Raw genomic sequence first — 14,048 nt, 5'->3', positions numbered from 1 at the left:
ATTGCACTGAACGAGCGGGCCGACGGCGTCCCCGGTGTCAACTGATTACCTGAGGGCGGTATTAGATGTACTTCCAGCCTCCTTACGGTGCCTCCGGCGCCTATCCCCCCAAGCAGGGTCTGTACAACCCGGCGTTCGAGAAGGACGCCTGCGGCCTCGCCATGGTCGCGACCCTGCGCGGAACCGCGGGCCACGACATCATCGATCTGGCCCTGCAGGCACTGCGCAACCTCGAACATCGCGGCGCGATCGGGTCGGACGCCGGAACCGGTGACGGCGCGGGCATCCTCACCCAGATGCCGGACGCCTTCCTGCGCGAGGTCACCGACTTCGACCTTCCCGCGGCAGGGGAGTACGCCGCGGGGCTCGCCTTCCTGCCGTTGCAGGCGGCTGAGCGTCGCACGCAGAAGGCCGGCGTCGAGCGGATCGCTCGGGAAGAGGGCCTCGAGGTCCTCGGCTGGCGCGTCGTCCCCACCGCCAACGAGAACCTCGGCAAGCTCGCCGACGAGGCCCGTCCGGCCTTCGAGCAGCTCTTCGTCGCTTCGCCGGCCGGTGACGAGCGCCTCGCGGGCATCGCGCTGGACCGGATCGCCTATCGCCTGCGCAAGCGCGCCGGTCACGAGCTCGGCGCCTACTTCGTCTCGCTGTCCAGCCGCACCCTCGGCTACAAGGGCATGGTCACCACCCTCCAGCTCGAGCCGTTCTATCCCGATCTGCAGGATGAGCGTTTCGCCTCCGAGCTGGCGGTCGTCCACTCGCGGTACTCGACCAACACCTTCCCGTCGTGGCCGCTCGCACAGCCGCTGCGCATGCTCGCCCACAACGGCGAGATCAACACCGTCGGCGGAAACCGCAACTGGATGCGCGCCCGTCAGTCGCAGCTGGAGTCCGAGCTGCTCGGCGACATCCGCCCGCTGCTGCCGATCTGCACGCCTGGAGCCAGCGACTCGGCGTCCTTCGACGAGGTGCTCGAGCTGCTGACGCTCACCGGTCGCAGTCTTCCGCACGCCATCTTGATGATGGTCCCGGAGGCATACGAGAAGCAGACCGATCTGTCTCCGGAGCTGCGTGCGTTCTACGAGTACCACTCGAACCAGATGGAGCCGTGGGACGGCCCCGCTGCGCTGATCTTCACCGACGGCACACTCGTCGGCGCGACCCTCGACCGCAACGGACTGCGTCCAGGGCGGTGGACGGAGACCACGGACGGTCTCGTCGTCATCGGATCCGAGACCGGCGTCCTGGAGTTCGATCCGGAGCGCATCAAGCGCCGCGGTCGCCTGCAGCCGGGCAAGATGTTCCTCGTCGACACCGAGGCGAGGCGAATCGTCGAGGATGACGAGATCAAGCACGAGCTCGCGACCATGCACCCGTGGCAGCAGTGGCTCGACGAAGGCGCCGTTCGCCTCGCCGATCTGCCGGAGCGCGAGCACATCGTGCATCCGCCGGCATCCATCACGCGCCGTCAGCGCACCTTCGGCTACACCGAGGAAGAGGTCCGTCTGCTCCTGACCCCGATGGGGCAGACCGGAGCCGAGCCGCTCGGCGCGATGGGATCCGACACTCCGATCGCCGTCCTCAGTGAGCGCCCACGGCTGCTGTTCGACTACTTCACCCAGCAGTTCGCCCAGGTCACCAACCCGCCGCTGGACTCGATCCGCGAAGAGGTCGTCACGAGTCTGCGCTCGTCGCTCGGCCCGGAGCGCAACCTGCTCGCCTGGGGCCCGGAGCACACCAGGACCGTGGCTGTGGACTTCCCTGTGATCGACAACGATGAACTCGCGAAGATCCGTCACATCGACAAGGCCCTTCCTGGCCGCTCCACCGCGACCATCAGCGGTCTGTACCACTTCGACGCCGGCTCGCACAGCATGCAGGAGCGTCTCGACGAGATGTGCGCCGAGGTCGACGCCGCGATCGAGGAAGGCGCGGAGTTCGTCATCCTGTCCGACCGCGACTCGAACAAGGACCTCGTCCCGATCCCGTCGCTCCTGATGGTCTCAGCCGTGCACCACCACCTGATCCGCCGCGAGAACCGCATGAAGGTCGGTCTCATCGTGGAGGCGGGCGATGTGCGCGAGGTGCACCACGTCGCGACGCTGATCGGTTACGGCGCCTCGGCGGTGAACCCGTACCTCGCCATGGAGACGGTCGAGCACCTCGTACGCACGGGGTTCATCACCGGCATCACGCCGGAGAAGGCCGTCCGCAACCTCATCTACGCGCTCGGCAAGGGCGTGCTGAAGATCATGTCGAAGATGGGCATCTCGACGGTGTCCTCGTACGCCGGTGCGCAGGTGTTCGAAGCCGTCGGCCTCAGCCAGGAGTTCGTCGACTCATACTTCACCGGCACGGAGACCAAGCTCGGCGGGATCGGCATCGAGCACGTGTTCGCCGAGAACCAGGCGCGGCACGACTACGCCTATCCCGAGGACGCGGCGGCCAGGGCGCACGAGCGCCTGTGGACCGGCGGCGAGTACCAGTGGCGTCGCGACGGCTCACCCCACCTGTTCAACCCGGAGACGGTGTTCCGTCTGCAGCACTCGACGCGCACCCGCCGATACGACATCTTCCGGCAGTACACGAAGATGGTCGACGATCAGGCGAGCGAACTGAAGACGCTGCGCGGACTGTTCTCGCTGCGCACCGGTACCCGCCCCGCTGTCCCGATCGATGAGGTCGAGCCGGTGAGCTCGATCGTCAAGAGGTTCTCCACCGGTGCGATGAGCTACGGCTCCATCTCGCGGGAGGCGCACGAGACGCTCGCCATCGCGATGAACCGCATCGGCGGCAAATCGAACACCGGCGAGGGCGGCGAGGACATCGACCGTCTGCTCGACCCGGAGCGGCGCAGCTCGATCAAGCAGGTGGCATCGGGCCGCTTCGGCGTCACCAGCCTGTACCTGACCGAGTCGGATGACATCCAGATCAAGCTCGCCCAGGGGGCCAAGCCGGGCGAGGGCGGTCAGCTCCCGCCGACCAAGGTCTACCCGTGGGTGGCGCGCACGCGTCACGCGACGGCGGGCGTCGGGCTCATCTCGCCGCCGCCGCATCACGACATCTACTCGATCGAGGATCTCAAGCAGTTGATCTTCGACCTCAAGAGGGCGAATCCGTCGGCCCGCATCCACACGAAGCTCGTCAGTCAGTCGGGGATCGGCGCCGTCTCGGCCGGAGTCGCCAAGGCACTCAGCGACGTCATCCTCGTGTCCGGCCACGACGGCGGCACGGGTGCGAGCCCGATGAACTCGCTCAAGCACGCCGGGACGCCGTGGGAACTGGGCCTCGCCGAGACGCAGCAGACCCTCATGCTCAACGGCATGCGCGACCGGGTGGTCGTCCAGGTCGACGGCCAGCTCAAGACGGGTCGCGACGTCATCATCGGCGCGCTGCTGGGTGCGGAGGAGTTCGGCTTCGCCACGGCCCCCCTCGTGGTGAGCGGATGCATCATGATGCGCGTATGCCACCTCGACACGTGCCCGGTCGGCGTCGCGACGCAGAACCCTGCTCTGCGCGAGCGGTTCACCGGCAAGCCGGAGTTCGTCGTGAACTTCATGGAGTTCATCGCCGAAGAGGTCCGCGAACTGCTCGCGGAGCTCGGCTTCCGCGCGCTCGATGAGATCATCGGCCGCGCCGACCTCATCGAGACGAACGCCGCCATCGAGCACTGGAAGACCGACGGTCTCGACCTGACCCCGATCCTCGAGGGCCCGGAGTTCCCGGCATCCGAACCGCGTCGTCACGCACGCGCACAGGACCATGAGCTCGACAAGCACTTCGACGTACAGTTGATCGAGATGGCCAGGGATGCTCTGGAGGAGAAGGCACCGGTGCTCATCGAGTTGCCGATCCGCAACACCGAGCGTGCCGTGGGCACCATGCTCGGCCACGAGGTCACCGCACGCTTCGGTGCCGAGGGGCTCTCGCCGGAGACGATCGACGTGTCTCTGCACGGGACGGCCGGGCAGTCCTTCGGCGCGTTCCTCCCGGCAGGCATCATGCTGCGTCTCGAGGGCGACGCGAACGACTACGTCGGCAAGGGACTCTCCGGCGGTGACATCGTCGTGCGTCCGCCGCGCGGGTCTCGCATCTCGCCGCACGAGAACGTCATCGCCGGCAATGTCATCGGCTACGGTGCGACGTCGGGATCCATGTTCATCTCGGGTGTGGTGGGGGAGCGGTTCCTCGTGCGCAACTCCGGGGCGACAGCCGTCGTCGAGGGCGTCGGAGACCACGCGCTCGAGTACATGACCGGTGGTCTGGCCGTGATCCTCGGCACGACCGGCCGCAACCTCGGCGCCGGCATGTCCGGTGGCGTCGCGTACGTGCACGCGCTGTCCGCCGACAAGGTCAACCAGCAGTCGCGCGACTCCGGCGAGCTCCGTCTCGAAGCGCTCGACAGGGCGGACCTCGAGGTGCTGCGGAGCCTGCTCGTCGAGCACGCCGAGCGCACCGAGTCGCCGCTCGCGACGCGGATGCTCGGCGATTTCGACACGGTCACCGCCGAGTTCGTGAAGGTGCTGCCGCGTGATTTCGCGGCCGTGCAGAGCATGCGCCAGGAGGCAGTCGCTTCCGGCATCGACCCCGACGGCGACGCCGTCTGGAACCGGATCCTGGAGGTGACCGGTGGCTGATCCCAAGGGCTTTCTGAAGGTGACGGAGCGGGAGCTGCCCGCTCGCCGCCCCGTCCCCGTGCGCATCATGGACTGGAAAGAGGTCTACGAGCCGGGCGACAAGACCGTGCTGCGGCGGCAGGCGGGACGCTGCATGGACTGCGGCATCCCGTTCTGCCACCAGGGCTGCCCGCTGGGGAATCTCATCCCCGAGTGGAACGACCTCACCTGGCGCGGTGAGGACCGCTCCGCCATCGAGCGCCTCCACGCGACCAACAACTTCCCCGAGTTCACCGGTCGGCTCTGCCCTGCGCCGTGCGAGAGCGCGTGCGTGCTCGGCATCAACCAGCCCGCTGTGACGATCAAGCAGGTCGAGGTCTCCATCATCGATGAGGCCTTCTCCAAGGGATGGGTCGAGCCGCAGCCGCCGGAGCGCCTCACCGGCAAGACGGTCGCCGTGGTCGGATCCGGTCCTGCCGGCCTCGCTGCGGCTCAGCAGCTGACCCGCGCCGGTCACACCGTCGCGGTGTTCGAGCGCGACGACCGGATCGGCGGACTGCTCCGCTACGGCATCCCCGATTTCAAGATGGAGAAGAGCCACCTCGAGGCCCGCCTCCGCCAGATGGCCGAAGAGGGAACCCGCTTCCGCGCGGGCGTCGAGATCGGCAAGGACATCAGCTGGGCGGATCTGCGTGCGCGCTATGACGCCGTCGTCCTCGCCACCGGATCGACGGTTCCGCGCGATCTCCACATCCCGGGCAGGGACCTCGACGGTGTGCACTTCGCCATGGAGTACCTCGTCGAGTCCAACAAGGCCGTCGCCGGAGATGCGGTGCCCAACCAGATCACCGCCGAGGGCAAGCACGTCATCGTCATCGGCGGTGGAGACACCGGCGCGGACTGCATCGGCACGGCACACCGTCAGGGTGCGCTGAGCGTGACCAACCTCGCGATCGGCAGGCAGCCGGGCGACACCCGCCCCGAGCACCAGCCGTGGCCGATGATGCCGACGGTCTTCGAAGTGCAGTCAGCGCACGAGGAGGGCGGGGAGCGCCAGTACCTGGCCTCCACCGTCGAGTTCCTCTCGAACGATGCCGGTGAGGTGCGCGCACTGCGCGTCGCCGAAACCGAGTTCGTCGACGGACGTCGTGTGCCCAAGAGCGGCACGGAGCGCGAGATCCCCGCGGACCTCGTCCTCATCGCGATGGGGTTCACCGGTCCGGAGACCGAGAGCTTCACTGACGACACCCGCCCCGACTCCGACGACCGCGGCGCGTTCCGACGGGATGACTCGTACGAGACCAGCATCCCCGGTGTGTTCGTCGCCGGCGACGCCGGTCGCGGACAGTCGCTCATCGTCTGGGCCATCGCCGAGGGCCGCGCGGCGGCTGCGAGTGTGGACCGGCATCTCATGGGGGACTCGGTGCTTCCCGCGCCGGTGCGCCCCACCGATGTCGCAATCGGACTGCAGCCCGCGTAGGCTGGCGGCGGCACCGTCGCCATAATTCCCCCTTGTTCTTACCCTGGAGAGATCTTTGAGACGCGCGAAAATCGTCGCCACGCTGGGCCCGGCCACCTCGAGCTATGAAACCGTCAGAGCCCTCATCGAAGCGGGGGTCGACGTCGCTCGTCTGAACCTCAGCCACGGTGACTACTCCGTCCACGACGCGAACTACGCCAACGTGCGCCGGGCGGCGGACGACACCGGACGCGCGGTCGCCGTGCTCGTCGACCTGCAGGGGCCGAAGATCCGTCTGGGCAAGTTCGAGGCCGGCCCCTACGAGCTGGCGGTCGGAGACATCTTCAAGATCACCATCGAAGACATCATCGGCAACCGCGAGATCTGCGGGACGACGTTCAAGGGGCTGCCCCAGGACGTCAAGCCCGGCGACTTCCTCCTCATCGATGACGGCAAGGTCCGCGTTCAGGTCGTCGAGACCGACGGCACCGTGGTCACCACGAAGGTCATCGTCGCCGGCGCCGTGTCGAACAACAAGGGGATCAACCTTCCCGGCGTCGCCGTCAACGTTCCCGCCCTGAGCGAGAAGGACGAGTCCGACCTGCGCTGGGGTCTGCGCATCGGCGCCGACCTCATCGCCCTGTCGTTCGTACGCAATGCATCGGACGTCGAGCGCGTGCACGAGATCATGGCGGAAGAGGGCGTCAAGGTCCCCGTCATCGCCAAGATCGAGAAGCCGCAGGCCGTCGAGGCCCTCGAGGAGATCGTCGACGCGTTCGACGGCATCATGGTCGCCCGCGGCGACCTCGGCGTCGAGCTGCCGCTCGAGGCGGTGCCGATCGTGCAGAAGCGCGCCGTCGAACTGGCCCGCCGCAATGCCAAGCCCGTCATCGTCGCGACCCAGATGCTCGAGTCGATGATCTCGAGCCCCGTCCCCACCCGCGCGGAGACGTCGGACGTCGCCAACGCCGTGCTCGACGGTGCGGACGCGGTCATGCTCTCGGGCGAGACCAGCGTCGGGGATTACCCGACCGTCGTCGTGGAGACCATGGCCCGCATCATCTCCTCCACGGAGGAGCACGGCCTCGAGCGGATCGCTCCGCTCACCAACAAGCCCCGCACGCAGGGCGGTGCCATCACACTCGCCGCACTCGAGGTCGCGGAGTTCGTCGAGGCGAAGTTCCTGTGCGTGTTCACGCAGTCGGGTGACAGCGCGCGCCGCCTGTCGCGCCTCCGGTCGCGCATCCCCATGCTGGCCTTCACGCCTGAGCCCGGCATCCGTCGCCGGATGGCGCTGACCTGGGGCATGAAGTCCACCCTCGTCGAGATGGTGCAGCACACCGATCTCATGTACCACCAGGTGGACGACTACCTGCTGTCGAACGGCCTGGCCGCCGAAGGCGACAAGGTCGTCGTGATCTCCGGTTCCCCTCCCGGGATCGTCGGGTCGACGAACGACATCCGCGTCCACAAGGTCGGCGACGCCGTCAACGGCGCAGCGCCGATCTACAAGGCCGGCGCGTAGGTCGAATCGTGAAGGGGCGGAGCTTCGGCTCCGCCCCTTCGTCGTTCTCGACATCTCCTGGAGCGGAAGTCAACCCCTGGAATCGACGTTCCGTGGCGAGATAGCTTCGAGGTGTGGGAGGCGGGCGCGGCCACGACAGGGAGGACGCGCAGGAAGAGCCTCCGCAGCGCCGGTGATCTGCCTTTCGTTTCGGTTGGGGCAGATCACCGGCCACCACGCTCGGTCATGCAGAAGGGGCGCCGGTCACCCGACGCCCCTTGTCTCGGCCCTCCGGTCACTCCTTGCGAAGGGCGTCCTGCGCTGCGCCGGCGACCTTCTCGACGACGTTGGGCAGCTCCGTCGTGCCGTAGAACCGCGAGTCGGGATGGGTGGGCGGGGGCATCGGCGACGTGGTGGTCGGCCCGTCGTGATAGGTGAACTCGCCATGTCCGTCCGGGGTGGGGCCGGAGGCCCAGGACCCCTCGGCGGCCGCCGCACCGTCGCTGAAGTTCAGGTACTGGTACGACACCTCGCGCGCCTCCTTCTTCAGGGGGAAGTTGCTCGGGACCGGGAGCGTCTCGGCGCCCTCGGCCTTGAGTTCCTCGGCCGCGGCGAGCCACTGGTTCTGGTGCATCGTGTCCCTCGCGAGCAGGAAGCTCAGCAGATCAAGGACGCCGTGGTCGTCGGTCATGTGGTACAGCCGAGCCACCTGGACGCGTCCCTGCATCTCGGCGTTCGCATTGGCCGTGAAGTCCGCGAGCAGGTTGCCGCTGGCGGTGATGTACGACCCCATCCACGGGTTCCCGTTACTGTCGACGGGACGTGCTCCGGCGCCGGCGACGATGCCCTGCTGGATGTCCGTTCCGCCGATGACGGCCGCGACGGTGGGGTCGCTCTGGACAGCATCCTCGGTGATCCCGAGGGGCGACTTCTCAAGCAGCTGGGCGATCATCACCGCCAGCATCTCGACGTGGCCCATCTCCTCGGCACCGATCCCGAACACGAGATCGCGGTACTTCCCGGGGATGTGCATGTTCCACGCCTGGAACTGGTACTGCATCGCCACGGTGATCTCTCCGTATTGGCCTCCGAGGACTTCCTGGAGCTTGCGGGCGTACACGGCATCGGGGGCATCCGGTGTCGCAGAGTGCTGGAGCTCTTGTCGGTGGAAGAACATCGTGATCCTTTCTGAGCGGTCAGCCGTGCGGGATCCCACTCAAGCCCCGACAGCGTCGACCAGGGAGGGGGGTTGCGTTTCCATGACTTCCTGGGAGAATTCCCCGAGCCCCTCCTGATCGAGCGGACGCGGTCGGGTACGATGGATCGAATTCGATACACGGGGAGGAGAGGCGTGGGCATCATCACGCAGATCGCGCGGAGTCGCCGACGCCGCGGCATCACCGCCGCCCAGGTCGCCGAGCGCACCGGGCTCAAGACCTCCAACCTGTACGCGATCGAGCAGGGCCGACGCAGTCCGACCGTCGAGACGCTCGAGCGCGCGGCCGCGGGGCTCGGGCTTCGGCTGCTCGCCGTCGACATCGGTGAGCTCTCCTTCGTCTCCGACTTCGCCGAGGTCATCGCCGATTACGACGCCGACGGCGCGGAGGAGCAGGCCTACCGTGCGTTCATGCGGCTCAACCGGCAGTTGGCAGCGGCTCCGGCCACCACGCAAGTCCTGCTGACCTACACCCCGCCGAGGCCGGTGACCGTGGAGTGGGACGCCGCGTTGGCCGGACTCGTGGAGTGGCGGTTGCGCCAGAAGGATGCGCCGATCCCGGACTGGGTGGAGGAGAATCTCGGACTCGATGCCGGACACTGGGAGCCCTGGCCGTCCGTCCGCCACACCGACCCCGACGTGCACCTCGTCCCCGGCCCCTTCCGACGTCGTGGGATCTGGATCGAGGCGGGGGAGCTCGACGCCGCCTGAACGGCTCACGACCTCCGAGCGCCCGAGACGACCATCGCCTGCCCCGCGGGTGGGACAGGCGATGATGGTGATGAAGTGCCGGCGGTGGGACTCGAACCCACACGTCCTTTCGGACAAAGCATTTTGAGTGCTCCGCGTCTACCATTCCGCCACGCCGGCGCGGATGTCGCGCCTTCGACTCTAGCGCAGCGCAGGACCTGATCCTCCCGATCCCGCCGGGGTGGCCCGGTCGCCGGCGACGCGTCCCCTAGAATGGATGTGTGACCGAGCAAGAAGTGTCTGAGCAACCAACGGCATCCGCCCCGCGACGCGTCGTCGTCGCCGAAGACGAATCGCTGATCCGACTCGACATCGTCGAGATCCTCCGCGACAACGGTTTCGATGTGGTCGGCGAGGCCGGAGACGGCGAGACCGCTGTGGCGCTGGCGACCGAGCTGCGCCCCGACCTGGTCATCATGGACGTGAAGATGCCGCAGCTCGACGGCATCAGCGCTGCGGAGCGGCTGCACAAGGCCAACATCGCACCCGTCGTCCTGCTGACAGCGTTCAGCCAGAAGGAGCTCGTCGAGCGCGCCAGCGAGGCCGGCGCACTCGCGTACGTGGTCAAGCCCTTCACCCCGAACGACCTGCTCCCGGCGATCGAGATCGCGCTGGCCCGTCACGAGCAGATCATCACGCTCGAGGCCGAGGTCGCCGACATGGTCGAGCGCTTCGAGACCCGCAAGCTCGTCGATCGGGCCAAGGGCCTGCTCAACGAGAAGATGGGGCTCAGCGAGCCGGAGGCCTTCCGCTGGATCCAGAAGGCGTCGATGGATCGCCGCCTCACCATGCAGGATGTCGCCAAGGCGATCATCGAGCAGCTCGCACCGAAGAAGTAGTGTTCGCGCTCGACGCAGAGCATCACCTCCGCCTGCTGCGTCGGGACGACGGGCCATCCCTGGCGCGTGCCTATCGCGAGAACCGTGAACATCTCGCGCCGTGGGAACCGCTCAGGAGCGAGCAGTTCTACACCGCCGAGTGGCACACGGAGAACCTTCGGCAGGCGCTGTCGTCCTCCACCGCGCACCTCCACGTCCGCCTCGTCATCGAGGACGGCGACGGATGCCTGCGCGGGAGGGTGAACCTCAACAACATCGTCCACGGCGCGTTCTGCAGCGCGGACCTCGGCTATTGGGTCGATCGTTCCCGCGTGGGTCGGGGGCTGGCAACGCGCGCGGTCGCTGTGGCCCTCGAGCACGCGAGAGCGGAACTGGGTCTGCACCGCGTCCAGGCTGCGACACTGACGCACAACACCGCGTCCCAGCGCGTCCTCGCAGCCAATGGCTTCACCCGTATCGGCGCTGCCGCCCGCTATCTCCGGATCGCGGGGGAGTGGCAGGACCACCTGCTGTTCCAGCGGCTGCTGGAGGATGAGGTCACGCCGACGCCGGGGCGTCCTTGATCATGTTGGTGATCCGGATCGTGGAGCACCGGCGTCCCTGATCGTCGGTGACGACGATCTCATGCACCATGACGGAGCGGCCGAGGTGGATCGGCGTGCACACCCCGGTCACCACGCCCGATGTCGCCGAGCGCGTGTGGGTGGCGTTGATGTCGACGCCGACGGCGAGCTTGCCCGCTCCGGCGGCGAGGTTGGCGGACATGGACCCCAGCGACTCGCCGAGGACGACGTAGGCGCCGCCGTGCAGGAGACCGACCGGCTGGGTGTTCCCCTCGACCGGCATCGTCGCGACGCTCCGTTCGACGGAGAACTCGGTGAACTCGATGCCCATCTTCTCGGCCAGCGCGCCCATACCGCGTCGGGCGACCCACTCCAGTCCGGTCATCTGGGTATCGGTCACGGATCCTCCTCAGCGGGTGTCTGCCGTCCTCGTTAGGCTGTGAGAGTGACGGACTCCGCAAAGCCTACCCTCATGGTCGTCGACGGCCATTCGCTCGCCTACCGCGCGTTCTTCGCGCTCCCGGTCGAGAACTTCACGACCAAGGACAACCAGCACACGAACGCCATCTACGGCTTCCTCTCGATGCTTGTGAACCTCATCAAGGCCGAGCAGCCGACGCACATGGCGATCGCCTTCGACACGTCGCGCCACTCGTTCCGCACCGACGAGTACCCGGAGTACAAGGCGACGAGGTCCGAGACCCCGCAGGAGTTCCGCGGACAGATCCCGCTGCTCCAGGAGTGCCTGGCTGCGATGTCCATCCCCGTCCTGACGAAAGAGGGGATCGAGGCCGATGACATCCTCGCCACCCTCGCCAAGCAGGGCTCGCAGGAGGGCTACGACGTCCTCGTCGTCTCCGGCGACCGCGACACGATCCAGCTCGTCAACGACCAGGTGACGCTGCTGTACCCCTCCGTCCAGGGCGTGTCCCAGCTCAAGCGCTACGACCCCGTCACCGTGCAGGAGCGCTACGGTGTCCGTCCGGAGCAATACCCCGACATCGCCGCGCTCGTCGGCGAGACCAGCGACAACCTTCCCGGCGTCCCGAAGGTTGGAGAGAAGACCGCCGTCAAGTGGCTGACGCAGTTCGGTTCGCTCGACGAGCTGCTCGCGCGCGCCGAAGAGATCAAGGGCGTCGTCGGCGGCAACCTCCGCGAGCACATCGAAGACGTGCGGCGCAACCGCAAGCTCAACCGTCTCCTCGACGACGTCGAACTCCCCGTGGCACCCGCCGACCTCGTCGTGGCACCCGCCGACGTCCAGGCCATCAGGGACATCTTCGCCCGCCTCGAGTTCCGCACCCTCCTCCCGCGCGTCTTCGACGCGGTCGGAACAGGGGAGGACCCGACCTCCGACGAGCCGGCCGTCGTGCTCCCGACCCCCGTCCAGGTCCCCGCCGCAGAGCTCGCGGTATGGTTGGAGAGCGCCGATGACGAACTCGCCGTGTCCGTCGTCACCGCGGGCGGAGAGGTCTCGCGCATCGGTGTGGCGAGCCTCACCGAGCTTCGGGAGACGGACTGGTCCGACGACGTCGCTGACGCGCTGCGTCCGTGGCTCGAGTCGGACGATGCGAAGAAGATCTTCAACGACGCGAAGACACAGGTGAAGGCACTCCGCCGCGCCGGAATCCGACTGGGCGGGCTCTCGTACGACACCCTGCTCGCCGGCTGGCTGCTGCGTCCGAGCCTTCCGGACAAGACCCTCTCGCACCTCGTCGATCGCTATCTCGGCGAGAAGCTCCCCGTGGCCGACCCGACCCAGCTCGTCCCCGAGACCGAAGGGGCGACGCCGTCTCAGGAGGCATGGTTCATCCGGCGCACGGCCGATGCCCTGCGTGAAGATCTCCCGGAGTCCGTCGCCACCGTCCTCACCGACATCGAGCTTCCGACGCTGCTCACGCTCGCCGACATGGAGCTGGCCGGTGTCGCCGTGTCCCACGACGTCCTCTCCACGTTCTCCGCAGAGCTGCTCACGCGCACGGATGCTCTCGCGGCGGAGTCCTTCGCCATCGTCGGCCGGGAGTTCAACCTCGGCTCGCCCAAGCAGCTGCAGGAGGTGCTGTTCGAAGAACTGCAGCTGCCCAAGACGCGCAAGACGAAGACCGGCTACTCCACCGATGCCGCCGTTCTCGCCGACCTGCAGGAGAGCAATCCGCATCCGTTCCTGAATCTGCTGCTGCAGTACCGGGAGGCGACGAAGCTCCGTCAGATCATCGAATCGCTGGACACGGCCATCAAGGATGACCACCGTGTCCACACGACCTACGTCCAGACGGGAAGCCAGACCGGCCGCCTGTCGAGCACGGATCCGAATCTGCAGAACATCCCGGTCCGCACCGAGGAATCACGTCGCATCCGCAGTGCCTTCCAGGTCGGAGACGGGTACGAGACCCTGCTCACGGCGGACTACTCGCAGATCGAGATGCGCATCATGGCGCACCTCTCCGGCGACGAAGGTCTGATCGAGGCGTTCAACTCCGGTGAGGACCTCCACCGTTTCGTCGGCGCCCGCGTGTTCGGCGTGGAGCCGGAGGACGTCACCTCTGCGATGCGCACCAAGGTCAAGGCGATGTCGTACGGGCTCGTGTACGGCCTCAGCGCCTTCGGCCTGTCCAAGCAGTTGCGCATCGAGCAGTCGGAGGCCAAGCAGCTCATGCTCGAGTACTTCGCCCGGTTCGGCGCGGTGCGCGATTACCTGCGGGCATCGGTCATCGCGGCGAAGGAGGTCGGCTACACCGAGACGATCTTCGGCCGCCGACGTCCGTTCCCCGATCTGTCCAGCCCCAACCGTGTGCTGCGTGAGAATGCCGAGCGGGCGGCGCTGAACGCGCCGATCCAGGGCAGCGCCGCTGACGTGATGAAGATCGCCCTCTTCCGCATCCACGCCGATCTCCGCGAGGCGGGGCTGCGCTCGCGCGTGCTGCTCCAGATCCACGACGAACTCGTGGTCGAGGTGGCCCCGGGGGAGTGGGATGCGGCTGAGCAGATCGTCCGCACGCAGATGGCGGGAGCCGCCGACCTCTCGGTCCCTCTTGATGTGCAGGTGGGACGCGGACGGGACTGGAACGAGGCGGCGCACTAGTCCGTGCGTGAGCGGGCGGCGC

At 67.5% G+C, this 14,048-nt stretch carries 9 protein-coding genes and 1 tRNA gene; 7 read left to right on the top strand and 3 right to left on the bottom strand.

The window, feature by feature from the left end; all coding sequences use genetic code 11:
• The first annotated feature begins 65 nt into the window (after nt 1-65).
• From gltB to pyk, 3 genes are read left to right on the top strand one after another with little or no spacing between them, the layout of a single operon-like run.
• Entirely contained in the window at nt 66-4,634 is a 4,569-nt protein-coding gene (gene gltB, locus HD600_RS13150) for a glutamate synthase large subunit (protein ID WP_184284180.1), read from the top strand.
• The gene (locus HD600_RS13145) at nt 4,627-6,093 is read left to right on the top strand and encodes a glutamate synthase small subunit (RefSeq protein WP_184284178.1); all 1,467 of its coding nucleotides are present in this window, start codon (nt 4,627-4,629) and stop codon (nt 6,091-6,093) included. Before gltB ends, HD600_RS13145 begins: the two co-directional genes overlap by 8 nt.
• Before the next feature lie 55 nt (nt 6,094-6,148).
• Complete coding sequence (gene pyk, locus HD600_RS13140) at nt 6,149-7,597, top strand: pyruvate kinase (protein WP_144796116.1); 1,449 nt, start codon at nt 6,149-6,151, stop codon at nt 7,595-7,597.
• 274 nt (nt 7,598-7,871) lie between these two features.
• Here the strand turns inward: pyk and HD600_RS13135 are convergent, their stop codons facing one another.
• A complete protein-coding gene (locus HD600_RS13135) occupies nt 7,872-8,753 on the bottom strand; it encodes a manganese catalase (protein WP_184284176.1) in 882 nt (293 codons plus the stop codon).
• A 174-nt stretch (nt 8,754-8,927) separates the two neighbouring features.
• On the opposite strand from HD600_RS13135, the gene HD600_RS13130 reads away from it, so the two are divergent.
• Nucleotides 8,928-9,503 (top strand): helix-turn-helix domain-containing protein, encoded by a 576-nt coding sequence (locus HD600_RS13130; RefSeq protein ID WP_184284174.1) that lies wholly within the window; start codon nt 8,928-8,930, stop codon nt 9,501-9,503.
• Between the two features lie 76 nt (nt 9,504-9,579).
• Here HD600_RS13130 and HD600_RS13125 read toward each other — a convergent pair.
• A tRNA-Leu gene (locus tag HD600_RS13125) sits at nt 9,580-9,662 on the bottom strand.
• A 101-nt stretch (nt 9,663-9,763) separates the two neighbouring features.
• Here HD600_RS13125 and HD600_RS13120 point away from each other — a divergent pair.
• Both HD600_RS13120 and HD600_RS13115 read left to right on the top strand, forming a co-directional pair.
• A complete protein-coding gene (locus HD600_RS13120; protein WP_144796114.1) occupies nt 9,764-10,381 on the top strand; it encodes an ANTAR domain-containing response regulator in 618 nt (205 codons plus the stop codon).
• Complete coding sequence (locus HD600_RS13115; RefSeq protein WP_184284172.1) at nt 10,381-10,944, top strand: GNAT family N-acetyltransferase; 564 nt, start codon at nt 10,381-10,383, stop codon at nt 10,942-10,944. Before HD600_RS13120 ends, HD600_RS13115 begins: the two co-directional genes overlap by 1 nt.
• Here the strand turns inward: HD600_RS13115 and HD600_RS13110 are convergent.
• Nucleotides 10,919-11,329, bottom strand: coding sequence for a hotdog fold thioesterase (locus tag HD600_RS13110; RefSeq protein ID WP_144797017.1), 411 nt, complete (start codon nt 11,327-11,329; stop codon nt 10,919-10,921). The two genes, HD600_RS13115 and HD600_RS13110, sit on opposite strands and share 26 nt — an antisense overlap.
• Nucleotides 11,330-11,389: 60 nt before the next feature.
• On the opposite strand from HD600_RS13110, the gene polA reads away from it, so the two are divergent.
• A complete protein-coding gene (polA, locus tag HD600_RS13105) occupies nt 11,390-14,026 on the top strand; it encodes a DNA polymerase I (protein WP_184284170.1) in 2,637 nt (878 codons plus the stop codon).
• The last annotated feature ends 22 nt before the right edge of the window (nt 14,027-14,048 follow it).

The sequence above is a fragment of the Microbacterium ginsengiterrae genome, from assembly GCF_014205075.1.
Taxonomy (GTDB): domain Bacteria; phylum Actinomycetota; class Actinomycetes; order Actinomycetales; family Microbacteriaceae; genus Microbacterium; species Microbacterium ginsengiterrae.
The sequence above is the reverse complement of the archived record's forward strand: the minus strand, read 5'-3'. Positions and strand labels throughout refer to the sequence as shown.